At 64.1% G+C, this 24299-nt stretch carries 20 protein-coding genes; 1 reads left to right on the plus strand and 19 read right to left on the minus strand.

Going from position 1 to position 24299, the window contains the following annotated elements; translation table 11 throughout:
- Nucleotides 1-58: 58 nt before the first annotated feature.
- A complete protein-coding gene (gene secA / locus P3T42_RS15780; protein WP_429306551.1) occupies nt 59-2860 on the minus strand; it encodes a preprotein translocase subunit SecA in 2802 nt (933 codons plus the stop codon).
- A gap of 280 nt (nt 2861-3140) precedes the next feature.
- Between secA and P3T42_RS15785 the strand changes: the two genes are divergently transcribed.
- Nucleotides 3141-3638, plus strand: coding sequence for a DciA family protein (locus P3T42_RS15785; protein ID WP_429306552.1), 498 nt, complete (start codon nt 3141-3143; stop codon nt 3636-3638).
- Nucleotides 3639-3713: 75 nt separating this feature from the next.
- Here the strand turns inward: P3T42_RS15785 and lpxC are convergent, their stop codons facing one another.
- The 18 genes from lpxC to coq7 all read right to left on the minus strand — a co-directional run bounded on the left by lpxC (nt 3714) and on the right by coq7 (nt 24170).
- Nucleotides 3714-4631: a UDP-3-O-acyl-N-acetylglucosamine deacetylase gene (lpxC, locus tag P3T42_RS15790; protein ID WP_074302662.1), complete on the minus strand. Its 918-nt coding sequence runs from the start codon at nt 4629-4631 to the stop codon at nt 3714-3716.
- A gap of 266 nt (nt 4632-4897) precedes the next feature.
- Nucleotides 4898-5401 (minus strand): peroxiredoxin, encoded by a 504-nt coding sequence (locus P3T42_RS15795; RefSeq protein WP_074302664.1) that lies wholly within the window; start codon nt 5399-5401, stop codon nt 4898-4900.
- A gap of 260 nt (nt 5402-5661) precedes the next feature.
- Entirely contained in the window at nt 5662-6858 is a 1197-nt protein-coding gene (ftsZ, locus tag P3T42_RS15800) for a cell division protein FtsZ (protein WP_074302666.1), read from the minus strand.
- Nucleotides 6859-6987: 129 nt separating this feature from the next.
- On the minus strand, nt 6988-8220 hold the full coding sequence (gene ftsA / locus P3T42_RS15805; protein ID WP_074262553.1) for a cell division protein FtsA: 1233 nt from the start codon (nt 8218-8220) through the stop codon (nt 6988-6990).
- 27 nt (nt 8221-8247) lie between these two features.
- Nucleotides 8248-9000, minus strand: a complete 753-nt coding sequence (locus tag P3T42_RS15810) for a cell division protein FtsQ/DivIB (RefSeq protein WP_074302668.1) — start codon at nt 8998-9000, stop codon at nt 8248-8250.
- A 10-nt stretch (nt 9001-9010) separates the two neighbouring features.
- Nucleotides 9011-9952: a D-alanine--D-alanine ligase gene (locus P3T42_RS15815; protein WP_429306553.1), complete on the minus strand. Its 942-nt coding sequence runs from the start codon at nt 9950-9952 to the stop codon at nt 9011-9013.
- Nucleotides 9949-11355 (minus strand): UDP-N-acetylmuramate--L-alanine ligase, encoded by a 1407-nt coding sequence (murC, locus tag P3T42_RS15820; protein WP_074302672.1) that lies wholly within the window; start codon nt 11353-11355, stop codon nt 9949-9951. Before murC ends, P3T42_RS15815 begins: the two co-directional genes overlap by 4 nt.
- Nucleotides 11352-12479 carry an undecaprenyldiphospho-muramoylpentapeptide beta-N-acetylglucosaminyltransferase gene (gene murG, locus P3T42_RS15825; protein WP_429306554.1) on the minus strand — a complete coding sequence of 376 codons (1128 nt, stop codon included), beginning with the start codon at nt 12477-12479 and terminating at the stop codon, nt 11352-11354. The genes murC and murG overlap by 4 nt, the downstream gene beginning before the upstream one ends.
- Nucleotides 12476-13738 (minus strand): putative lipid II flippase FtsW, encoded by a 1263-nt coding sequence (gene ftsW, locus P3T42_RS15830; protein ID WP_074302676.1) that lies wholly within the window; start codon nt 13736-13738, stop codon nt 12476-12478. Before ftsW ends, murG begins: the two co-directional genes overlap by 4 nt.
- Entirely contained in the window at nt 13735-15270 is a 1536-nt protein-coding gene (gene murD / locus P3T42_RS15835; RefSeq protein WP_429306555.1) for a UDP-N-acetylmuramoyl-L-alanine--D-glutamate ligase, read from the minus strand. The genes ftsW and murD overlap by 4 nt, the downstream gene beginning before the upstream one ends.
- A gap of 31 nt (nt 15271-15301) precedes the next feature.
- A complete protein-coding gene (gene mraY / locus P3T42_RS15840; RefSeq protein WP_074302680.1) occupies nt 15302-16471 on the minus strand; it encodes a phospho-N-acetylmuramoyl-pentapeptide-transferase in 1170 nt (389 codons plus the stop codon).
- A gap of 17 nt (nt 16472-16488) precedes the next feature.
- Nucleotides 16489-17928, minus strand: coding sequence for a UDP-N-acetylmuramoyl-tripeptide--D-alanyl-D-alanine ligase (locus tag P3T42_RS15845; RefSeq protein WP_429306556.1), 1440 nt, complete (start codon nt 17926-17928; stop codon nt 16489-16491).
- Nucleotides 17925-19484 carry a UDP-N-acetylmuramoyl-L-alanyl-D-glutamate--2,6-diaminopimelate ligase gene (locus P3T42_RS15850; RefSeq protein ID WP_429306557.1) on the minus strand — a complete coding sequence of 520 codons (1560 nt, stop codon included), beginning with the start codon at nt 19482-19484 and terminating at the stop codon, nt 17925-17927. The genes P3T42_RS15845 and P3T42_RS15850 overlap by 4 nt, the downstream gene beginning before the upstream one ends.
- Complete coding sequence (locus tag P3T42_RS15855; RefSeq protein WP_429306558.1) at nt 19481-21349, minus strand: peptidoglycan D,D-transpeptidase FtsI family protein; 1869 nt, start codon at nt 21347-21349, stop codon at nt 19481-19483. The genes P3T42_RS15850 and P3T42_RS15855 overlap by 4 nt, the downstream gene beginning before the upstream one ends.
- Nucleotides 21346-21702 carry a cell division protein FtsL gene (ftsL, locus tag P3T42_RS15860; RefSeq protein WP_074302688.1) on the minus strand — a complete coding sequence of 119 codons (357 nt, stop codon included), beginning with the start codon at nt 21700-21702 and terminating at the stop codon, nt 21346-21348. The genes P3T42_RS15855 and ftsL overlap by 4 nt, the downstream gene beginning before the upstream one ends.
- A complete protein-coding gene (rsmH, locus tag P3T42_RS15865) occupies nt 21699-22652 on the minus strand; it encodes a 16S rRNA (cytosine(1402)-N(4))-methyltransferase RsmH (RefSeq protein WP_074302690.1) in 954 nt (317 codons plus the stop codon). Before rsmH ends, ftsL begins: the two co-directional genes overlap by 4 nt.
- 15 nt (nt 22653-22667) lie before the next feature.
- Complete coding sequence (gene mraZ, locus P3T42_RS15870) at nt 22668-23096, minus strand: division/cell wall cluster transcriptional repressor MraZ (RefSeq protein ID WP_074302692.1); 429 nt, start codon at nt 23094-23096, stop codon at nt 22668-22670.
- A 444-nt stretch (nt 23097-23540) separates the two neighbouring features.
- Nucleotides 23541-24170, minus strand: a complete 630-nt coding sequence (gene coq7, locus P3T42_RS15875; protein WP_429306559.1) for a 2-polyprenyl-3-methyl-6-methoxy-1,4-benzoquinone monooxygenase — start codon at nt 24168-24170, stop codon at nt 23541-23543.
- Between the last annotated feature and the right edge of the window lie 129 nt (nt 24171-24299).

Here is a 24299-nt window from a genome sequence, read left to right on the forward strand (position 1 = left end):
CCAGCAAAGCGCTGGGTAAAACAACGCGGCGCGCTTTACGCGCGCCGCCTTTTCAGTCTCACGCAATCTTGCCGTGGCACTGCTTGTACTTCTTGCCGCTGCCGCACGGGCAAGGGTCGTTACGGCCCACCTTCGGCACGCTGTCGCCCAGCGGCTCGGCGGAGGCATGCGTGCTGTGGCTCATGGCGTCGCCGATCATCGCGGCCGTAGCCGCCTCAGCGGCAACCGGCGCGGCGGCCTCGGCGAATTCGGCATGGCGGAACTCGACATGTTCCAGCTGGCTAGTACCCTGCTCTTCGAGATCTTCCGCCACCTGTTCCAGCTGCGCCGGCGATTCCACCTGCACGTTCATCACCACACGCGTGACGTCGAGCTTCACCGCGTCGAGCATGGCCGCAAACAGTTCGAAGGCTTCGCGCTTGTATTCCTGCTTCGGATTCTTCTGCGCATAGCCGCGCAGATGGATACCCTGGCGCAGGTGATCGAGCGCGGCCAGATGTTCGCGCCACGCGCGGTCCAGCGTCTGCAGCATGATTGAACGCTCGAAGCCGCTGAAGTTCTCGCGACCCACCAGTTCGACCTTTGCCTCGTACGCTTCGTCCGCAGCGGCAATCACCGCTTCGAGGATTTCATCCACGCTGATCGACGACGACTCGTTGATCATTTCCTGAATGGCGAGATCGAGCTGCCATTCGTTGCGCAGCACTTCTTCCAGCTCGGGCACGGACCATTGCTCTTCGATGCTGCCGGCCGGCACGAACTGATGGACGATGTCGGTAATCACACCATGACGCATGGCGCCGATGGTTTCGGTGATGTCGTTCGCCTCGAGCAATTCATTGCGCTGCTGGTAAATCACCTTGCGCTGATCGTTCGACACATCGTCGTATTCGAGCAATTGCTTACGAATATCGAAGTTGCGTGCCTCGACCTTGCGCTGTGCCGATTCGATCGAGCGCGTGACGATGCCCGCTTCGATCGCCTCGCCTTCCGGCATCTTCAGGCGGTCCATGATGGAGCGCACCCGGTCGCCGGCAAAAATGCGCAGCAGCGGATCTTCCAGCGACAGGTAGAAGCGCGACGAACCCGGGTCACCCTGACGGCCGGCACGGCCGCGCAGCTGATTGTCGATCCGGCGCGATTCGTGACGTTCGGTGCCGATGATGTGCAGACCGCCTGCGGCCTTCACCTTGTCGTGCAGTTCCTGCCATTCGTCGTGCAGCTTCTGGATGCGGCGCTGTTTCTCGTCGGCGGAGATGGCCTCGTCGAGTTCGATGAAGGTCGCCTGCTTCTCGGCGTTGCCGCCCAGCACGATGTCGGTACCGCGACCGGCCATGTTGGTGGCGATCGTCACGCGTTGCGGACGACCCGCTTCCGCCACGATCTCGGCTTCGCGCGCGTGCTGCTTGGCGTTCAGCACTTCATGCGGCAAGCCGGCCTGCTTCAGCAGATGCGACAGCAGTTCGGAGTTTTCGATCGAAGTGGTACCCACCAGCACCGGCTGGCCACGCTCGTGACAGTCGCGGATATCGCGGATGACGGCGTCGTAACGTTCCTTCGCCGTCTTGTAGATCTGATCCTGCTTGTCGATCCGCTTGGGCGGACGATTGGTCGGGATCACGACCGTTTCCAGCCCGTAGATCTCGTTGAATTCGTACGCTTCCGTATCCGCCGTACCGGTCATGCCGGACAGCTTGGCGTACATGCGGAAGTAGTTCTGGAACGTGATCGAAGCGAGCGTCTGGTTTTCGCTCTGGATCTTGACGTGTTCCTTCGCTTCGACGGCCTGGTGCAGACCGTCCGACCAGCGGCGGCCCGACATCAGACGGCCCGTGAATTCGTCGACGATCACCACTTCGTTGTTCTGCACCACGTAATGCTGGTCTTTGTAGAACAGCGTGTGGGCGCGCAGCGCGGCGTACACGTGGTGCATCAGCGTGATGTTCTGCGGCGCGTACAGGCTCTCGCCCTCGCCGATCAGGCCCCACTCGGCGAGCAGCCGCTCAGCCTTTTCGTGGCCCGATTCCGTCAGGAATACTTGACGACCCTTTTCGTCCAGCGTGTAGTCGCCCGGCTTTTCGACGCCCGTGCCATCGGCCTTTTCTTCGCCAATCTGGCGCTCGAGCAGCGGCGGCAGCGCGTTCATCCGCACGTACAGGTCAGTGTGATCTTCAGCCTGACCGGAGATGATCAGCGGCGTACGGGCTTCGTCGATCAGGATCGAGTCCACTTCGTCGACCACCGCGAAATTCAGCGAGCGCTGCACGCGCGCGTCGGTCTCGTAGACCATGTTGTCGCGCAGGTAGTCGAAGCCGAATTCGTTGTTGGTGCCGTAGGTGATGTCCGAGGCGTAAGCCTGCTGCTTCATGCCATGGTCCATCTGCGACAGGTTGATGCCCACCGACAGACCGAGGAAGTTGTACAGGCGCGCCATCCATTCGGCGTCGCGTTGTGCAAGGTAATCGTTCACCGTCACGACGTGCACGCCGCGGCCGGTCAGCGCATTCAGGTACACCGGCAGCGTGGCGACGAGCGTCTTGCCCTCACCTGTGCGCATTTCGCCGATCTTGCCGTAATGCAGCACCATCCCGCCGATCAACTGGACGTCGAAGTGGCGCATTTTCAGCACGCGCTTGCTCGCTTCCCGGCAGACCGCGAAAGCCTCCGGCAGCAGCTTGTCGAGCGACTCGCCGCTGGCGATGCGCTGGCGGAATTCACCCGTTTTGGCGCGCAGTTGATCGTCCGTCAATTGCTCGATCTGCGGCTCGAGCGCATTGATCGCCGTGACGGTCTTTTGATATTGCTTGACTAGCCGCTGGTTGCGGCTGCCAAAAATCTTTTGTAGAAAACCGGTGGTCATCGGATCGGTGTCTGCGTCGCGGCTTCGGCCGGCTCACGGCATGCGGTTTGCCCACATGCTGGCCCGGGGTCGGAAATGCCTCGGCGGCTTAGTCCAAGAGTGAATTCGAATCGGGCATTTTAGCACGCGCCCCAGCGCGCGCCTGTGTCAAGGGCGCGACGCAGGGACACCGTGCAGAGCCCCGGCCCAGGCCCCACTGGAGCCGGCCGCGAGCCTATCCCGCGCGGTACAATCCGGGCGTGGGTGCGCATTGTGCGCGCTCACGCCGTCACTATCCTACATGAGCCGCTCCCCGTCGTTTTCAAGGCCGCCGCCGAAGCAGTTCAACACGCGCCGTCCGCAACCGGTCGCCGAGGTGCTCAAGCGCACCGATGCGTTTGCCGCCCTGCGCGCCGGCGTGGAGCAGATCGCCGCGCTCGAAAAGGACCTGCGCCAGTTGCTGCCGGATTATCTGGGTTCGGGCGTCGAGCCCGGCTTCATCAAGGACGGCGTCCTGGCACTATTTGCCGCGCACAACGCGCTGGCGGCCCGTTTGCGCCACCTCGAGCCGCGATTGCTGTCCGATCTGCAGCAACGCGGCTGGGCGGTGAACGCGCTGCGCATCCGCGTGCGTCCGCAGGCGGTGAAGGAACCGCCGCCCATCAAGCAGGCCCGCATGACGCCCGTCGGGGCCGATGCGCTGCACGCGCTGAGCGAATCGCTCGCGCCCTCGCCCTTGCAGGCGGCGCTCGCCAGGATGGCGGCCCGGCATCTACGGAATCGCGAACCCAAAAAATAAGCGGCCCCGAGGGGCCGCTTATTTTTCATCCGCTTCGACTACGCGCCGGGCGCGCCTGAAAATACCCAAACGGGATCAGGCAAACGCCGTCTGCGTGTCGTACGCAAAGCCACGCGGGGCTTTCTGCGTGTCGTTGAAGGTGACGATTTCATACGCGTCTTCGTGCGCCAGCAGTTCGCGCAGCAGCGCGTTGTTCACGCCGTGGCCCGACTTGTAGGCGGTGTACGACGCCAGCAACGGATGCCCGACCACGTACAGGTCGCCGATGGCATCCAGCATCTTGTGCTTCACGAACTCGTCGTCGTAGCGCAGGCCGTCGTTATTGAGGATGCGGTACTCGTCCAGCGCGATTGCGTTGTCCATGCTCGCGCCACGGGCCAGGCCCATTTCGCGCAGCATTTCCACTTCGTGGGCATAACCGAAGGTACGGGCACGGGCGATGTCGCGCACATACGAGGTATGCGCGAAATCCACTTCCAGCGCCTGACCGGTTTTGTCCACGGCCGGGTGGCGGAAATCGATGGTGAACTTCAGCTTGAAGCCAAAAAACGGATCCAGGCGGGCGAACTTGTCGCCGTCGCGGACTTCGACCGGCTTCGTGACCTTGATGAACTTCTTCGCCGCGCCCTGCTCTTCAATGCCTGCCGACTGGATCAGGAACACGAACGACGCTGCGCTGCCGTCCATGATCGGAATCTCTTCCGCGGTGACGTCGACATACAGGTTGTCGATGCCGAGGCCCGCGCAGGCGGACATCAGATGCTCAACCGTCGAAACGCGCGCACCGTCTTTCTGCAGGACCGAAGCGAGGCGCGTGTCGCCAATCGCCATCGCGGACGCAGGAATGTCCACCGGCGTGGGCAAATCCACGCGCGAGAACACGATTCCGGTGTTCGGGCCGGCCGGGCGGAGCGTCAATTCGACCTTGCGGCCGGAGTGCAGGCCGATGCCGACTGTCTTGACGATCGATTTGATAGTGCGCTGCTTCAACATGGTGATCTTCTATTCGATTGAAAATCCCAATCGGGACTTTTTATTCCATAGCGCGAAGTATACTCCATTACCCTGGGATGCGTCGTTTCCAAGGGCGTATCAATCTGTTTCGCTACATTACCCAATCGGCAAAGCGTGACGGGCCGATGCCCGGAACGGAGGCGTTTCCGGACATCAGCCCGCGTTACGGCTTGTCACACGAATGCCTTGCGGCCGTTGCCCCGGCACAACGTCGCGCCGGAAAAGGGCCGTTCAGCACTCCAGAACTAGCTCAACGTAGCGAGGATACTCCCAGCATCGCTGACTTCGAACTTGCCGGGTGCCTCGACGTGCAGCGTCTTGACCACGCCGTCGTCGACCACCATCGCGTAGCGCTGGGAACGGATTCCCATGCCGCGCGCCGACAGGTCCTGCTCCAGACCGAGCGCCCGCGTGAAAGCCGCACTACCGTCCGCCATCATGCGCACCTTGCCCGAGGTGTGCTGATCGCGTCCCCACGCGCCCATCACGAACGCGTCGTTGACGGACACGCACCAGATCTCGTCGATGCCGGCAGCGCGCAACTGCTCGGCGTGTTCGACATAACCCGGTACATGTTTGGCCGAACAGGTCGGGGTGAACGCGCCCGGCAATCCGAAGATCACCACGCGCTTGCCCGCAGTCTGTCCGCGCACGTCGAAGCTGTTCGGCCCGATCGTGCAGCCCGCACGCTCGTCTTCGATCAATTCAAAGACGGTTGCGTCGGGTAGCTTTTCACCCACCTTAATCATGCTCAGTCCTTCACATCGATGCGGAGCGTGCCCGCACGTTGTCGTGTCGCAGTGGATCATGCAGTTGCGCACCTGCCCCTACTTGTCGCGCCATCTGCCGGCGACAGCCGCCCCTTCCGCTTCGCGAATCCGAAGAGGGCACCTGTCCTGGCCGCGTCTCACAAGAAAACGCAGCCTGCTTTGCCGTTCCACCCGCCACGCTCGTGCACTCCCTGCTGGCACGCAATCCACGTGCCGCAGCGAAAGCCTGCTCGTGCGCGTCAGTCCGCCTGCTTGCGCAGGAATGCCGGAATATCGTACGTATCGACGCCCTTTTCCTGCAGCGCCTGCACGTGCGAAGCCGCCGTGTCACGCGAAGTGCGCCACACTGCCGGCGTATCCAGCGCGCCGTAGTCTGCCGTGCTTGCGTGGTGTTGCGGAGCGTACGCGTGTTGCATTGCACCAATCGGCTGATTGTCCGTGCCGGTGCGCAGCAGCGTCATCGGAGCCGATTGCTGCTTCTTCGCCGCACGGCCCAGACCCGTTGCCACGACCGTCACGCGCAGCGCGTCGCCCATTGCATCATCGTATACCGCGCCGAAAATCACGGTAGCGTCTTCTGCAGCGTAGCTCTTGATGGTGTTCATCACTTCGCGCGTTTCCGACAGACGCAGCGAACGGCTCGAGGTGATGTTCACCAGCACGCCGCGTGCACCCGACAGGTCCACGCCTTCCAGCAGCGGGCTAGCCACAGCCTGCTCGGCAGCCAGACGGGCGCGATCGACGCCGGCGACCGTCGCCGTGCCCATCATCGCCTTGCCCTGCTCGCCCATCACCGTCTTCACGTCTTCGAAGTCGACGTTCACCAGACCGTCGACGTTGATGATTTCCGCGATACCGGCAACTGCGTTGTTCAGAACGTCGTCTGCGCACTGGAAGCACTTGTCCATCTCGGCGTCATCGCCCATCACCTCGAACAGCTTGTCGTTCAGAACGACGATCAGCGAGTCGACGTGATCCTCCAGTTGCTGCGAACCGGCTTCTGCTACACGCATGCGCTTGCCGCCTTCGAATTCGAACGGCTTGCTGACCACGCCAACAGTCAAGATACCCATTTCCTTGGCGATCTGCGCCACGACCGGAGCAGCCCCCGTGCCCGTGCCGCCACCCATGCCTGCGGTGATGAACACCATGTGCGCGCCACGCAGTGCGTCTGCGATGCGCTCACGTGCTTCTTCTGCTGCGGCGCGGCCCATTTCCGGCTTGGCGCCGGCGCCGAGACCGGTATTGCCGAGCTGGATCACCGCGGTGGCACGCGAACGCGACAGAGCCTGCGCGTCCGTGTTCATCACGATGAAGTCGACGCCTTGCACGCCGCGGTTGATCATGTGCTGAACGGCATTGCCGCCAGCGCCACCGACTCCGACCACCTTGATAATGGTGCCGTTGGTTTCGGTTTCCAGCATCTGGAATTCCATGTTGCCTCCGTCAAGATAAAAAATTGCAGCCACTCGGCCGTTATTCGGCAGGAGATCGGGCAACCTCCTGTCGCGCGCCAGCCGCCGGCACCAGCGCGTGTTTTGAAAACTGTTCGTACAGCGAATGCTTTAGAAATTGCCCAGGAACCAGTCCTTCATGCGCGTGAACACCTGGCCCATCGAACCGGATTGCACCGCCACCTTGCGGCCGCGCATCCGTTGCGAACGTCCTTCCACCAGCAGGCCCATCGCGGTCGAGTAGCGCGGATTGCGCACCACGTCGGCCAGACCGCCCGCGTACTCCGGCACGCCAATCCGCACCGGCTTCAGGAAAATGTCCTCACCCAGTTCGACCATGCCGATCATCATCGACGCACCACCGGTCAACACCACGCCGGAGCTCAGCAGTTCCTCGTAACCCGACTCGCGCACCACCTGCTGCACGAGCGAAAACAGTTCTTCGACACGCGGCTCGATCACCGCCGCCAGCGCCTGGCGCGACAGCGTGCGCGGACCGCGCTCGCCCAGACCCGGCACTTCGATCATCTCGTCCGGATCGGCGAGAGCCTGCTTGGCGATGCCGTAGTCCACCTTGATGTCTTCCGCGTCCGGCGTCGGCGTGCGCAGCGCCATGGCGATGTCGCTGGTGATCTGGTCGCCGGCAATCGGAATCACCGCGGTGTGACGGATCGCGCCTTCGCTGAAGATCGCGATGTCCGTCGTGCCGCCGCCGATATCCACCAGCACCACGCCCAGTTCCTTCTCGTCCTCGGTCAGCACCGCCAGCGACGACGCCAGCGGCTGCAGGATCAGGTCGTTCACTTCGAGCCCGCAGCGGCGCACGCACTTGACGATGTTCTGCGCCGCGCTCACCGCGCCCGTCACGATATGCACCTTCACTTCGAGGCGGATGCCGCTCATGCCGATCGGCTCGCGCACGTCTTCCTGACCGTCGATGATGAATTCCTGGGTCAGGATGTGCAGCACCTGCTGATCGGTCGGGATGTTGATCGCCTTGGCCGTCTCGATCACGCGGGCGACATCGGCCTGCGTCACTTCCTTTTCCTTGATCGCCACCATGCCGCTCGAATTGAACGAGCGGATATGGCTGCCGGCGATCCCGGTGAATACGTTCGTGATCTTGCAGTCGGCCATCAGCTCGGCTTCTTCAAGCGCACGCTGAATAGACTGCACGGTGGCCTCGATGTTCACCACCACGCCTTTCTTGAGCCCCTTCGATTCGCTCTGGCCGAGGCCGATCACCTCGTAGTGACCTTCGCCTTTCAGCTCGGCGACGATGGCCACGACCTTCGACGTCCCAATGTCGAGGGCGACCAGCAGATCTTTATAGTCTTTACTCATAGCGTGCTCATTGCGTGTGATGTTCCGTTACTTCTTGCCTTTGTCGGGTTCGCTGATAAAGCGCATGCCTGCTGCGCGAATCGCGAAACCGTTCGGATAGCGCAAGTCCGCATACTCAATGTCCTTCCCCCAACGTTGCGTCACTGCCGCCCACGCCGCCGTCAGGCGCCGGCTGCGATCGAACAGCGTCTGCTGGTTGCGCTCGCGCCCCAGCTCCACCTGCGTGCCGTTCGACAGCTTCACCGTCCAGGCGTAACGCGGCGACAGCGTCACTTCGTCCGGCGTCGCGCCCAGCGGCGCAAACCATTTCTTGAAGTCGCGATACCGCGCGACCACTTCTTGCGCCGTGCCGTCGGGACCGTCGAAGGCCGGCAAGTCTTCTTCGAGCTCGCCCTGGTTCGCCGTGAACAGTTCGCCGTCCACGCTCACCAGTTGATCGCTGCCCCACGTTCCAAGCGGTTTGTACTCTTCCAGCGTGACAGCCAGCGCATTCGGCCAGACGCGCCGCACACTTGCGTGACGCACCCACGGCATCTGCTCGAAGGCCTGGCGCGCCGCATCCAGATCCACGGTAAAAAAGTTGCCCTTCAGCCGGCCCACGACACCGGCGCGCACCGTCGGCGTGTTGATGTGCTCGGTGTCGCCGTCTATCTGGATTTCGCGCAGCGCGAAGCTCGGCCGCTGCACCAGCCAGATCCCACCTGCCGCCAGCAGCACGAGCACCAGCAACGCGTGCAGCGCGTTGGCGGCGAGATTGAGCTGGCGAACGTTGTTCCACATAGCGATGACGTCAGTCCTTCAGCGTGAGCGCCAACACGCTCACGACCAGTTCTTTGTAGCTGATGCCGACCGCGCGCGCCGCTTTCGGCGGCAGCGAGTGATCGGTCATGCCCGGCGCCGTATTCACTTCGAGGAAATACGGGTTGCCCGCGCCGTCCAGCATGAAATCGGCACGGCCCCAATCGGTGCAGCCGAGCACGTCGAAGGCGCGGCGCGCCAGCGTCTTCAGGCGCGCTTCCTCCGCCGGCGCCACGCCGCACGGAATCAGGTACTGCGTGTCGTTGGCGACGTACTTCGCGTGATAGTCGTAGAACTCGCCCGCCGGCACGATGCGGATCACCGGCAGATCGAGGTCGCCGGCGATGCATGCGGTGTACTCGCCGCCGCCTTCGATGCTCTTTTCCACCACCACGATCCTGTCGAACTTCGCGGCTTCTTCGAGCGCGGCCGGCAACGCGTCGGCGCTCTTCACCTTGATCACCGCGACGCTCGAACCTTCGCTCGCCGGCTTTACGAAAAGCGGCAAACCGAGCTTTGCGACGATCTCCGCGGCACGCGCCGCGTAGTCGTCACCGCGCAGCACTGCTTCGAACGGCGGCGTCGGCACGCCCAGTTGCTGCCACACGAGCTTGGTGCGGAACTTGTCCAGACCGAGCGCCGAACCCAGCACGCCGCTGCCGGTATAGCGAATGCCGTAAAAATCGAGCGCGCCCTGGATCTGGCCGTTCTCGCCATAGCCGCCGTGCAGCGCGTTGAACGCGCGCACAAAGCCCTCTTCCTTCAACGCCGCGAGCGGACGCTCGGCGGGGTCGAACGGATGCGCGTCGATGCCGGCCTCGCGCAGCCCTTGCACCACGAGGCGGCCCGAGTTCAGCGACACTTCGCGCTCGGCGGATTCACCGCCGAGCAGCACCGCCACTTTGCCGAACGCTTTAGGATCGATACTGCTCATTTCACACCTTCGTTTTGCGCGAGACGACCCGGCACACCGCCGATCGAACCCGCACCCATCGTGATCACCACATCGCCTTCGCGCACCAGGCTCGCGAGCGCATCCGGCACTTCATCCACCGTTTCGACAAACACCGGCTCGGTCTTGCCCGCGACGCGGATCGCGCGTGCGAGCGCCCGGCCGTCGGCTGCGACGATCGGCGCTTCGCCCGCCGAATAAACTTCCGTCAGCACCAGCGCGTCGACGGTGGACAGCACCTTCACAAAGTCCTCGAAGCAGTCGCGCGTACGCGTGAAGCGGTGCGGCTGGAACGCCAGCACCAGACGCCGGTCCGGGAACGCACCGCGCGCCGCTGCGATGGTCGCGGCCATTTCGACCGGGTGATGGCCGTAGTCGTCGACCAGCGTGTAGGTACCGCCGGTCTCGCCACCCGAGCTCACCGGCACTTCGCCGTAGCGCTGGAAGCGCCGGCCTACGCCGTTGAAATCTGCCAGCGCTCGCTGGATATCGGCATCTTTCACCTCAAGTTCAGTCGCAATCGCAATGGCGGCGAGGGCGTTCTGAACATTGTGGATACCCGGCAGGTTCAACACGATGTCGAGCGGCGCCGCATCTTCGCGCATCGCCGTGAAATGCATCTTGCCGTCATGCGCCTCGACGTTGACCGCGCGCACCTGCGCATCGGCCGCGAGACCATAGCGGATGATCGGCTTCGAGACGAACGGCAGGATCTCCTTCACGTTCGGATCGTCGACGCACAGCACCGCGATGCCGTAGAACGGCAAGCGGTGCGTGAACTCGATGAACGCCTGCTTGAGCCGCGCGAAATCGTGGCCGTAGGTGTCCATATGATCGGCGTCGATGTTCGTGATGACTTCGATCACCGGGAACAGATTCAGGAACGAAGCGTCCGACTCGTCCGCTTCGGCGACGATGAAGTCGCCCGTACCCAGACGTGCATTGGCGCCGGCACTGATCAGCCGGCCGCCGATCACGAAGGTCGGATCGAGTCCGCCCGCGGCGAGCACGCTCGCCACCAGCGAGGTGGTCGTGGTCTTGCCATGCGTGCCGGCGATCGCGATGCCCTGCTTCAGGCGCATCAGTTCCGCGAGCATCACGGCACGCGGCACGATCGGAATGCGCCGATGGCGCGCCGCCAGCACTTCCGGGTTGTCGCTGCGCACGGCCGTCGATACGACCACGGCGTTCGCCCCTTCGATGTTCTCAGCGGCATGGCCAATCGCAATGCGTGCGCCAAGCGCCGCGAGCCGGTCGGTCACCGCGTTCTTCGTGAGATCCGAGCCGCTCACCTGATAGCCGAGGTTGACCAGCACCTCGGCGATGCCGCTCATCCCTGCGCCGCCGATGCCGACGAAATGAATATGTTTGACGATGTGTTTCATTGTTGCCTTCCTTCTGTGCTCGGGCTCCGGCTCGGGGCGACGCCTGCCGCTTCCGCGCAAATCTGCGCGACCTGCTCGGTGGCATCGGGTTTCGCGAGCGAGCGCGAACGCTCTGCCATCTCCGCGAGACTCTCGCGGGTCTGACCGCGCAACCATGCAGCGAGGCCATCCGCCGTAAGGTCGCGTTGCTGCACCACCAGCGCCGCGCCGTGGTCGGCGAGGAACGCTGCGTTGGTTGTCTGGTGATCGTCGACCGCGAACGGAAACGGCACGAAAAACGCCGCCACGCCCACTGCCGCGATCTCGGCGACCGTCATCGCGCCCGAACGGCAGATCACCAGATCCGCGTTCGCGTAGGCGCTCGTCATGTCGTCGATGAACGGCACGAGTTGCACGTCCTCACCGGTCTGCAAGCCTGCTTCCGCGTAGTTCGCCCGCAGCCCGTCGATATGCTTCGCGCCCGCCTGATGCACGATGCGCGGACGTTGCTGCGGCGTCAAAACAGCCAGCGCGCGCGGCACCACTTCGTTAAGCGCGGTGGCGCCCAGACTGCCGCCCACCACCAGCACATTCAGCGGACCGCTGCGTTGTGCGTAGCGTGCTTTGGGTGGCAATGTGCGCGCAAGTTCCTCACGAATCGGATTGCCGGTCCATTCAGCGTGCGGCAATGCGTTCGGGAACGCCACCAGCACACGTCTGGCGAGCTTCGCGAGCACCTTGTTCGCGAGGCCGGCGATCGAATTCTGTTCGTGCAGCACGAGCGGACGACCGCTTAACGCCGTCATCACGCCGGCCGGGAAGGTGATGTAACCGCCCATGCCGAGCACCACATCGGGCTTCACACGACGCAGCACGCTCAGGCTTTGCGCGCACGCACGCAGCAGGTTGACCGGCAGCATCAGCTTGGTCTTCAGTCCCTTGCCGCGCACGCCGCCGAAACGCACGGATTCCATCGGGATGCCGTGCTTCGCGACGAGGGTTGCTTCCATGCCCGCGGGGTTGCCGAGCCACACGACTTTCCAGCCCCACGCCTGCATCAGATGAGCGACCGCCAGCCCCGGGAACACGTGTCCCCCGGTGCCGCCGGCCATCACCATCAGCGTGCGCTGTTGCGTGGGGGTCATACTTTCCCTCCGCGCATCAACACCCGGTTCTCGTAATCCACTCGCATCAGCAAAGCCACCGCCACGCAGTTCAGCAAAATGCCCGAGCCGCCGTAGCTGACGAGCGGCAGCGTGAGACCTTTGGTGGGCAGCAAGCCGAGGTTCACGCCCATGTTGATGAAGGTCTGCGCGCCGAACCACAGGCCAATGCCCTTCGCGACCAGTCCCGCAAACGTGCGATCCAGCGCCAGCGCCTGGCGGCCGATTTCGAACGAACGGCGCACGATCCAGTAAAACATCAGGATCACCACCAGCACGCCGACAAAACCGAGTTCCTCGCCGATCACCGCGAGGATGAAGTCGGTATGCGCTTCCGGCAGATAGTTGAGCTTTTCGACGCTGCCGCCGAGACCCACGCCGAACCACTCGCCGCGCCCGAACGCGATCAGCGAGTGCGTCAACTGATACGCCTTGCCTTGCGCGTACCGGTCGTCCCACGGATCGAGATACGCGAAAATCCGCTCGCGACGCCACGGCGACGCCCACACCAGCAAGCTGAACGTGCCGACCGCGGTGGCCACGAGGCCGCCGAACAGCTTGCCGTTCACACCGCCGAGGAACAGCACGCCCATCGCGATGGCCGCGATCACCATGAACGCGCCCATGTCCGGTTCGAGCAGCAGCAGCGCGCCGACCACGCCGACCGCGAAGGCCATCGGCAGAAAGCCCTTGGCGAAGCTGTGCATGTACTCCTGCTTGCGCACCGTATAGTTCGCCGCGTAGATCGTCACGGCGAGCTTCATGATTTCCGACGGCTGCATGTTCGTGATGCCGAGCGGAATCCAGCGGCGCGCGCCGTTCACGCCCTTGCCGACGTGCGGAATCAGCACGATCACGAGACTGACCAGCGCGAGCAGGAAGATCTTCGGCGCGTATTTGTCCCACGTCGAAACCGGGATGCGGAAAGCCGCCACGCCAATCACCGAACCCAGCACCACGAAGATGATCTGGCGGACAAGAAAGGCCCAGTCGCGATACGACGAGTACTTCGGCGAGTCCGGCATCGCGATCGACGCCGAGTACACCATCACGATGCCGAGGCCGAGCAGCGCGATCACCACCCACAGCAGCGAGTGATCGTAGTCGAGCATGCGCGAGCGCAGCGGACGCACGCCGTTGACGGCGCTCGCAAGCCCGCTCGCGGTGCGGCTGGCGCTTGCATCGCCGACTGAGCCGCGCTGTTTGGCGAGGCGCGAACCGAAGCGTTCCGACCAGCTCATATCATCGTCCCCCGTTCAGCCGCGATGTCTTCCACCGTGCTGCGGAACACCGCGGCACGATGCGCGTAACCCTTGAACATGTCGAAGCTCGCGCAGGCCGGCGACAGCAGCACCGCGTCGCCCGGCTGCGCGAGCGCCGTGGCGGCGCGCGTGGCGTCTTCGAGCGTGGCGTGATCGGTGAGGGCGATGCCGGTGTCGGCGAGCGCGGCACGAATCTGCGGCGCATCGCGGCCGATCAGCATGACCCCGCGGCACCAGCGCATCACCGGTGCGGCGAGCGGCTCGAAGTCCTGGCCCTTACCGTCGCCGCCGGCGATCAGCACCACACGTTGCGCCAGACCGTCGAGCGCCGCGACCGTCGCGCCGACGTTGGTGCCCTTGCTGTCGTCCACGTAGTCGATGCCTTCGATCGACGCGATCAGCTCGACCCGATGCGGTTCGCCGCGGTATTCGCGCAAGCCGTGCAGCAACGGTGCGCCCGGCAGGTCGATGGCACGCGCGAGCGCATAAGCCGCGAGCGCGTTGGCCGCGTTGTGCAGGCCGCGGATGCGCAGCGCGTCGGCCGGCATCAGGCGCTTGAGGCCGAGGTTCGGCGGTGCGGCGGTTTCGCCCTTGCGACGGCGGGTCGGCGCGGGTTCGTCCGAGGCGTCGCGGTCGTGCGCTTCCACCAGCCAGATGATGCCGTTATCGCGCAGCAGACCGTAGTCGCCGGGACGCGTCGGCTCGGTGACGCCGAAGGTAATCGCCGGTGCCGGGCTGTCGCCCGCTGCGGCGTCCTTCGCGGGGCTTGCCGCGAGCGCCATCACGCGGGCGTCGTCGCGATTGAGCACGCGCACGGTCTGCGGTCCGAAGATCCGGCCTTTGGCGGCGGCGTAGGCATCCAGGCCACCGTGCCAGTCGAGGTGGTCCTGCGTAATGTTGAGAATGACGGCCGCGTCCGGCGCGAACGTGTGCGCCGTTTCCAGCTGGAAGCTCGACAGTTCGAGCACCCATACATCGGGCAACGCGGTGTGGTCGATCGCTTCGGTGAGCTTGTCGAGCGCAGCCGGGCTGATATTGCCCGCCACCGCGACCTTCTTGCCGGCGCGTTCGCACAACAGGCCGGTCAGGCTCGTGGTGGTGGTCTTGCCGTTGGTGCCGGTGATCGCTATTACCTTCGGCGCGTAGCCGCTCTCGCCGAGCGTCTTCAGCGCCTGGGCGAAAAATTCGAGTTCGCCCCACACGGGGATGTCTTTTTCACGGGCTTCGCCAATCAGCGGCAACAGATCCGCGGCGAGCGGCGACAGGCCGGGGCTGATCGCCACCAGCTCGACACCTTCGAGCAGCACAGGCGAAAACGGGCCGCCGACAAAGTCGGCATCGATGCCGTGCGCTTCGAGTCCGGACAGATTCGGCGGCACCTCGCGCGTATCCGCCACGCGCAGCCGACACCCGTGCCGCGCACACCAGCGCGCCATCGCGAGACCGGATTCACCGAGTCCCAGCACGAGCACCATCGGCTTTTGCCGATCCCGAAACTTCTCGCCAAACATTGCTGACTTTCCCTTTGACTTCGAAAACGGCTTAACGCAACTTGAGCGTGGACAACCCGAACAGACACAGCATCAACGTGATGATCCAGAAGCGCACGACAACCTGCGTTTCTTTCCAGCCGGACAATTCGAAATGGTGATGCAGCGGCGCCATCTTGAAGAGACGCCGGCCTTCGCCGAAACGGCGCTTGGTGAACTTGAACCACGTCACCTGCAACATCACCGAGAGCGTTTCCGCGACGAAGATGCCGCCCATGATGAAGAGCACGATTTCCTGACGCACGATCACCGCGACCGTGCCGAGCGCGCCGCCCAGCGCCAGCGCGCCCACGTCGCCCATGAACATCTGCGCGGGGTGCGTGTTGAACCAGAGGAACGCCAGCCCGGCCCCACCCATGGCGGAGCAGAAAATCAGCAACTCGCCGGCGCCGGCAATGTGCGGAAACAGCAGATACTTCGAATAGACCGAACTGCCCATCACATACGCGAACACGCCCAGCGACGCGCCCACCAGCACGACCGGCATGATCACCAGGCCGTCGAGACCGTCGGTGAGGTTCACCGCGTTGCTCGCGCCGACGATCACCAGATACGTCAGCACGATGAAGCCCCACACGCCGAGCGGATAGCTGATCGACTTGAAGAACGGCAGCATCAGGTCGGCGTGCGGGGGCAGGCCCATCGACAGGCCGCTGCGCACCCACGCCATGAACAGGTCGTACACGCGCACGTTGCTCGCTTCGGAGACACTGAAGGCGAGATACACGGCGGCGAACAGGCCGATCACCGACTGCCAGAAATACTTCTCGCGCGACGACATGCCGCGCGGATCCTTGTAGACCACCTTGCGGTAATCGTCGACCCAGCCGATCACGCCGAAGCCGAACGTCACCAGAATCACGATCCAGATAAAGCGGTTGGTCAGATCGGCCCACAGCAGCGTCGATACCGCGATGCCGAGCAGGATCAGCACGCCGCCCATGGTGGGCGTGCCGGATTTGACGAGGTGAGTTTGCGGGCCGTCTTTACGGACAGCCTGGCCCACCTTCATGGCGGTCAGCTTGCGGATCACCGCCGGGCCGCAGACGAGCCCGATCAACAGCGCGGTAATCGTCGCCGCCACCGCTCGGAAAGTCAGATAACTGAACACGCGCAAGAAGCTTGCGTCATTCTGCAGCCATTGCGCCAGCGCCAGTAGCATGCTTCGGTCCTTCCAGTTCAATGCGCACCGGGCGCTGCGCCCGGTGCAGTGGGTTGTGGACTCGTTACGGCGTCCACCACGCGTTCCATTTGCATGAAGCGCGAGCCTTTCACGAGAAGCGTTGCCGCAGCGCCCTTGCCGGACAATTCCGGGGCCTGCAGCAGTTGAGCGACGAGCGTCGCGACGTCGTCGACATGATGTGCATCCGCGCCATACGCGGTGCAGGCATCGCGCGACGCAGCGCCGAGCGCGTACAGCGCGTCGATGCCGCGCTCTTTGGCGTAAGCACCGATTTCGCGGTGAAACGCCGGACCGTGATCGCCGACTTCGCCCATGTCGCCCATCACAAGCACGCGCGGCGAGGGACGGGAGGCGAGCACGTCGATCGCGGCCCGCATCGAATCCGGATTCGCGTTGTAGGTGTCGTCGATGACGGTGGCGCCCGCGAGCGTACCGAGCGCCGCGCGCTTGACCTGCAGACGCCCTTTCACCGCACCGAACGACTCGAGCCCGCGTTTGATCGCGTCGAGCGATACGCTGGCGGCCAGCGCAGCGGCCGTGGCCGCCAGCGCGTTGTGCGCGTTGTGGTCGCCGAGCACTTGCAGCGTGACGTCAAGGTGGCCTTCCGGCGTGTCGATGCTCAGCAGGTTGCCGGTGAAGACGCCTTTCACTGCGGCTTCGGTCGAACGGCCGTCGTTATTCAGCGCGAAGTCGACGATGCGGTTGCCGGTGGCCGCGACGCGCCAGATGCTCGCGTAAGCGTCGTCCGCCGGAAACACGGCAACACCTTCCGGCGACAACGCGTGAATCACGCTCGCATGCTCGAGCGCCACGGCCTCGACGGTGGCCATGAATTCCTGGTGCTCGCGCTGCGCGTTGTTCACCACCGCCACGGTCGGCTCGGCGATCTTTCCGAGCAACGCGGTTTCGCCCGGGTGATTCATCCCGAGTTCGACCACCGCCAACCGATGCGCCGCGCTCAGGCGAAACAGCGTCAGCGGCACGCCGATGTCGTTGTTGAAGTTACCCGCAGTGGCAAGCCGCGCGTCCGCGCCGACAGCCGCGGCGAAGATCGACGCAATCATTTCCTTGACCGTGGTCTTGCCGTTGCTGCCCGTCACTGCGACGAGCGGCATCGTGAAGCGGCGCCGCCAGCCGCGCGCGAGCGCGCCGAGCGCGACGCGCGTGTCGGCGACCTGCAAGGCCGGCAGATTCCAGCCGGCCGGGGTGCGCGTCACCAGCGCCGCTGCGATCTGGCGCGCGGCCACGTCCGGCAGAAAGTCGTGCGCGTCGAAGCGGTCGCCCTTGAGCGCGACGAACAGATCGCCGGGACCGGCGGTGCGGCTGTCGGTCGAGACGCGTTCGAAGGCCACACTGTCGTCGCCGAGAACGGTCGCGCCCGGGATCAGCGCGGCGGCTTCGCGCAGGGAAAACATCGCTTCACCTGGCCGGGTCATTCGCCACCTCCGCGCGCCTGCGTAGCACGGGCGGCGAGCGCCAGACGTGCGTGATCCTGATCGGAGAAAGCGCGTTTCTTGCCCATGATTTCCTGTGTTGCTTCATGCCCCTTGCCGGCCAGCACGATTACGTCTTCACGCGCCGCGCCGCGGATGGCCTGCAGGATGGCGCTGGCGCGATCCTCGATCCGGCGGGCCTTCGACGCGTCCTTCATGCCCGCGGCAATCTGGTCGAGAATCTTCTGCGGATCTTCGCTACGCGGGTTGTCGCTCGTCACGACGACGCCGTCCGCCAATCTTTCCGCAATCGCCCCCATCAACGGACGCTTGGTCGCATCGCGATCGCCGCCGCAGCCGAACATGCAGATCAGCTCGCCGCCGCGCGCGGCCGCCATCGGGCGCAGCGCTTCGAGCGTCTTTTCCAGCGCGTCGGGCGTATGCGCGTAGTCGATCACGACGAGCGGCTCGTCGTTTTGCAGACGGCCGCCGAGGCGCTGCATGCGGCCGTTGACCGGCTCCAGTTTTTCCAGCTCGGTCAGGGCGGCGTCGAACGGGACGTCCGCTGCAAGCAGCGCGCCCAGCACGCCGAGCAGGTTGCTGACGTTGAACGCGCCCAGCGTCTGCACTTCGACTTCGGCGTCGCCCCAATCGGAGGTGCTCAGATGGAAGGCCGTGCCGGTTGCGGTGGCGCGCACATCGGCCGCGTGCAGCCAGGCGTCGGCCTGCGGTGCGGCGGCGTCCGGCGCTTCGGTGCGTGTGCCGATACTGTAGGCGATGGTGCGAGCGTGGCCCTGGGTACTCGCCAGCAGCCGGCGGCCAGCCTCGTCGTCGTGATTGATCACGGCGCAACGCAATTCCGGCCACGCGAACAGCCGCGCCTTGGCGGCCTCGTAGGCAGCGAAGGTGCCGTGATAGTCGAGGTGGTCCTGAGTGAGATTCGTGAACACGGCGATCTCAAACGCCGTGCCGTTCACCCGCCCCTGATGCAGCGCATGCGACGACACTTCCATCGCGACCGCCTGCGCACCCGCATCGCGCAACTGCGCGAGACTGCGCTGCAATTGCGGCGCGTCCGGCGTCGTGAAACCGGTATGCACGAGGTGGCCCGGCAAGCCGGTGCCCAGCGTGCCGATAATCGCGCAGCGCGTGCCGAGCGCGGTGAGCGCCGCGGCAATCCACTGGCTCGATGACGTCTTGCCGTTGGTGCCCGTGACGCCGATCACCCGCATCGCATCGCTCGGGTTGCCGTACCAGCCGCTTGCAATCGAGCCCGCCAGCTCATTCAGCGCGGGCACCGCCAATCCCACCGACGCATCCACCGCGCCAGTGAAGTTTTCCGGCTGATACAGCACCGCGGCCGCACCGCGCTCGATCGCGCTGTCGATGAACGGCCGGTTGTCGGCGCCGTCGACCGCATACGCCAGAAACACGTCGCCGGCCGCGAGCGAGCGCGTATCGGCGTGCAGATGAGCGTCCGGCTGCGCGCGAGCGTGCAGCCAGGTGAGGGCGGCGGCGATCTGCCGCTGCGCGGGATGCTTCGAACGTAGCGCGCTCATCGCACGACTCCGGGATGATTTTTCGCGTTCGAGGCGATGGTCATTTTCTTGGCGCCGCCGCTGGTGGCCAGTTTCTTCGCCGACGCAGGCGGCAGGGTCGGCGCGGCGGGCGCAACCGGCGCCGAATCGTCCGACACCACCATCTGTTTGACCGGCATGTCGGGCGGAATATTGAGCGAGCGCAGCGTGTCGCCGGCGATGGCCGAGAACACCGGCCCCGACACCTGTCCACCGAAGTGGCTGCCGGCCGTCGGTTCGTCCACCGACACCGCGACCACGATGCGCGGATCCGGCATCGGCGCCATGCCGACGAACGACGCGCGGTACTTCGATTTGTCGTAGCCGTGCGCACCGTGCTTGTATGCCGTGCCGCTCTTGCCGCCGACGCGGTAACCCGGCACCGCTGCATCGGGCGAGGTGCCGCCGGGCGCGACCACGGTTTCGAGCATCGCGCGCACTTCGCGGGCGGTGACCGGCGAGAAAATCTGCGGACCCGTGGCGGGCTGATCGCCCGGCGAGCGGAAGATGGTCACCGGCATGATTTCGCCGTCGTGAGCGATAGCGGTGTAGGCGCGCGCCAACTGGAACAGCGAGGCGGACAGGCCGTAACCGTACGACATGGTGGCCTGCTCGATGCGGCGCCAGCTCTTCCACGGACGCAGATGGCCCGCGGTGGCGCCGGGGAAACCGATCTTCGGCGCCTGGCCAAGACCGATGCTGGTATACATATTCCACATCTCTTCGGGCTTGAGCGTCATCGCGATCTTCGTCGCGCCAATGTTGCTCGATTTCTGAATCACACCGCCGACCGTCAGCACGCCGAACGCGCTGTCGTCGGTGATCGTCGCGCCGTCGAGATTGAAGTGGCCCGGCCCCGTATCTACCAGTGTAGTCGGCGCCACGCGATGCAGATCCAGCGCGAGCGAGATCGTGAACGGCTTCATGATCGAGCCCGGCTCGAACTCGTCCGTGAGCACGCGGTTGCGCAACTGGTCGCCGGTCAGGTGCGAGCGGTCGTTCGGGTTGAAGGTCGGATAGTTGACGAGCGCCAGCACTTCGCCGGTGCGCACGTCGATCACCATGGCCGCGCCGGCCTTGGCCTTGAATTTGTCGACCGCGGCCTTCAGGTTCGTATACGCGATGTACTGGATCTTGCTGTCGATCGCCAGATCCACGTCCTGGCCGTTGTGCGGCACGACCTGTTCGTCGACGTCTTCAATGATGTGCCCCATCCGGTCCTTGATGACGCGGCGGATGCCCGGCATGCCCTCGAGCTGCTTCTGGTCGCCGAGTTCGACGCCTTCCTGGCCTTCGTCCTCGACGTTGGTGAAGCCGATCAGGTGCGCGGCAATCTCGCCTTCCGGATAGAAACGCTTGTACTCGTCGCGCTGGTAAATGCCCGGAATGTCGAGCGCCGTCACCTGCGCGGCGACATCCACCGGCACCTGACGTTTGACGTAGACGAAGTTCTTGTCCTCGGACAGCTTGGCGCGCAATTCGGTATTCGTCATACCGAGCAGCTTGCCGAGCGCGGCCAGCTTGTCGGCGCCGAGATCGTCAGGCACCGCTTCGGGAATCGCCCAGATGGCGCGCACCGGCAAGCTCGTGGCCAGCACGAGGCCGTTGCGGTCGAGAATCTTGCCGCGCGTCGCCGGCATCTCCAGCGTGCGCTGATAGCGGCTCTCGCCCTGCTTCTGATAGAACGCGTTGCCTGGGCCCTGAATCCAGAACGCACGGCCGGCCAGCGCGACAAACGCCATGAACAGCATGAACACGACGAGCTTCGAGCGCCACATCGGCAGGCGCACGGACAGAATCGGGTTCGACGCGAACGGGACGCTCTTGCGATTCGACGACTTTTTCATCGCACGCCCCCATGACGGGTGGCGAGCGGGGTCGACGCGGACAGCGGCGCCGAAGTCGGCACCGGCGCGTCTTCAGCCGTAGCCGCGCCCGGGTCGAGCGTCAGGTATTGGGTGCGGCCCGTCGTGACGGCCTGCATTTTCAGCGAGTCCGTCGCAATCCCTTCGATGCGCGAGGTCTTCGACAGCGCGCTCTGCTGATATTGAAGCTGCGAATAGTCCTGCTGCAGCTGGCGCTCCTGCGACTGCGCGCGCTGCAACTGGATAAAGATCTGACGCTGCTGATTCGTTGCGTTGACTACAGATAATGCACAACCCATCACGACAATCAGCAGGAAGATATTGAGGCGGCTCATGGCGCGATACGCTCCGCCACGCGCATCACAGCAGAACGGGCGCGCGGGTTCGCGGCGACTTCAGCGTCGCTCGCGAACACGCGGCCGATGATTTTGAGCGGCGGGCTGGGCAGGTCGACGGCACGAATCGGCAGGCGACGGTCGACCGTAGGCGTACTGGCGTGCGCCTGCATGAACCGTTTGACGATCCGGTCTTCGAGCGAATGAAAGCTGATGACCACCAGCCGCCCCCCTTGCTCCAGCAGCGCAAGCGCCGCTTCTAAAACGACTTGCAGCTCCGCAAGCTCTTGATTGATGTGAATCCGTATAGCTTGAAAGGTGCGGGTTGCCGGATCCTTGCCCTTCTCACGGGTCTTGACGACGTTAGCCACGATTTGGGCAAGCTCGCCCGTGCTGACGAGAGGCCCAAGACGGTCGGACTCTGCCCGGCGAGCAACAAGCGCCTTTGCAATCTGAAAAGCAAACCGTTCTTCCCCATAATCTCGTATTACCTCCGTCAGTTCCTGCACCGTGGCCCGCGCCAGCCAGTCAGCAGCAGACTCGCCGCGCGTCGGGTCCATCCGCATGTCGAGCGGGCCGTCGGCGCGGAAGCTGAAGCCCCGCTCCGGATCGTCGACTTGCGGCGACGACACGCCCAGATCCAATAAAACGCCCGACACCCGCCCTACCCCGCGCTCCGCAATCGCTTCGCGCAGTGAAGCAAAACTCTCGTGCACGATCTCGAAACGCGGATCGGCGATTTTCTGAGCCGTGGCGATGGCGAGCGGGTCTTTGTCGAACGCAATCAGCCGCCCCGACTCGCCCAGCTTGCTCAACACCGCACGGCTATGACCGCCGCGTCCGAACGTGCCGTCCACATAAACGCCGTCGGGGCGCTTGACCAGCGCCTCGACCGCCTCTTCCAGCAGCACCGTGCGATGCTGCAATTCGTTTCCCATCGCAGATGCCATATATGTATGCCGCGATCAGAACGTGAAATTCTTCAACGCATCGGGCATGCCCTGCGCCATCGCCGCCTGTTCCTTGGCCGCGTAGGTTTGTGCATCCCACAACTCAAAGTGACTGCCCATGCCCAACAACATCACTTCCTTTTCCAGCAAAGCCGCCATCCGCAATTCAGGAGACACCAGCACGCGACCGGCGCCGTCGAGATCGACATCCGAAGCATTGCCAAGGAAAATCCGGCGCCACCAGTGAGCGTCCATGGGCAGCGCCGCGATTTTGGTGCGGAAGACTTCCCATTCCGGGCGCGGAAATAGCAACAGGCAGCCGTCCGGGTGCTTGGTGATCGTCACCCGGCCTTCTGCCTGTCCTTGCAGCGCGTCCCGATAGCGCGACGGGACGGACATCCGCCCCTTCGCATCGAGTGTCAGCGCCGACGCCCCTTGGAACACTTCCGCTCTCCCCTGTCGATCAGAGTGAGCGCTTCAGCGCTTTACTCTGGTCCCTTGCAAACTCGTTGCGATCGCGACACGGCACGCCGCTCGCCTGTTCTCGAAAATCTACCCGAAACCCCCTCGGGAATCACACAAAAATACACTTTCTCACACTGTCTCCCACTTTAGAGGAAGCCCAAACAGGGGTCAAGGGAGAAGCGCGGATTTTTAACGAAATTTGTTTGTTAGAACAAGGACTTAGCGCGACTCCTTCACGTCAGACCTAAAACGGAAAACCGTTATAAATGAATGCACTAGTGCAACTTGTGAAGGTGATACGTGAAAAGTCCGGGCGAAGCGCGTGGAATCTAAGCGATCTGCGGCGGGGGATAAGCGGAATCAGCGGAGGATTTGAGGCGATTAACCGGACGACGCGCGTTGCGCCGTCCCACTTCGCAGCGATTAAACGTAATAAGCAGTACGGGTCATGATTTTCGACGCGGCGCGCATCAAGGCGCGAGCCGGAAAAGGCAGCTCGACACCGCCGGCATCGATCGCGGCTTTGCCATGAGCGGCTTCGTCCGCGCGCATCTGCTCGACGATGGCGCGCGACTCGAGATCCGCCTCGGGCAGCGCTTCCAGATGACTGTCGAGATGCTGCTCCACCTGGCGCTCGGTCTCCGCCATGAAGCCGAGGCTCACCCTGTCGCCGAAGCGGCCGGCCACCATACCGAGCGCGAGAGCACCGGCGTACCACAGCGGATTCAGCAGACTGGGCCGAGACTCGAGCGCCTCGAGCCGCCGGGCGGTCCACGCCAGGTGATCTTCCTCCTCGCGTGCCGCGTGCTCGAAGGTCGCTTTCAAGCTGGGCGAGCGAGTGGCAAGCTTTTGCGCCTGATAAAGCGCCTGCGCGCACACTTCGCCGACATGGTTGACGCGCATAAGGCCCGCCGCATGCTCGCGCTCTTCCGGCGACAGCTCCGGCATGTCAGCCGACGCGTTCGGCACCGGCACCGGCCGGCTCATCCGCGACACGCCCGTCATTGAGCGTAAACCCCGATCCAGCTCGGTAATCAGTTCATCCAGCACCATCCAACTCTCCTGGTTCGACACCTCAGTCCGAATCTCCCAAACGACCGCGCGGCGTGCGTTTGCGCAGCAAAATCGCACGCCGGGAGCGCTTGCTAAGGACTGATTTAATAGCCAATTTTCAATTTTAGA

Origin of the sequence: Paraburkholderia sp. GAS38, assembly GCF_050434965.1 — a bacterium.
Classification (GTDB): Bacteria; Pseudomonadota; Gammaproteobacteria; order Burkholderiales; family Burkholderiaceae; genus Paraburkholderia; species Paraburkholderia phenazinium_A.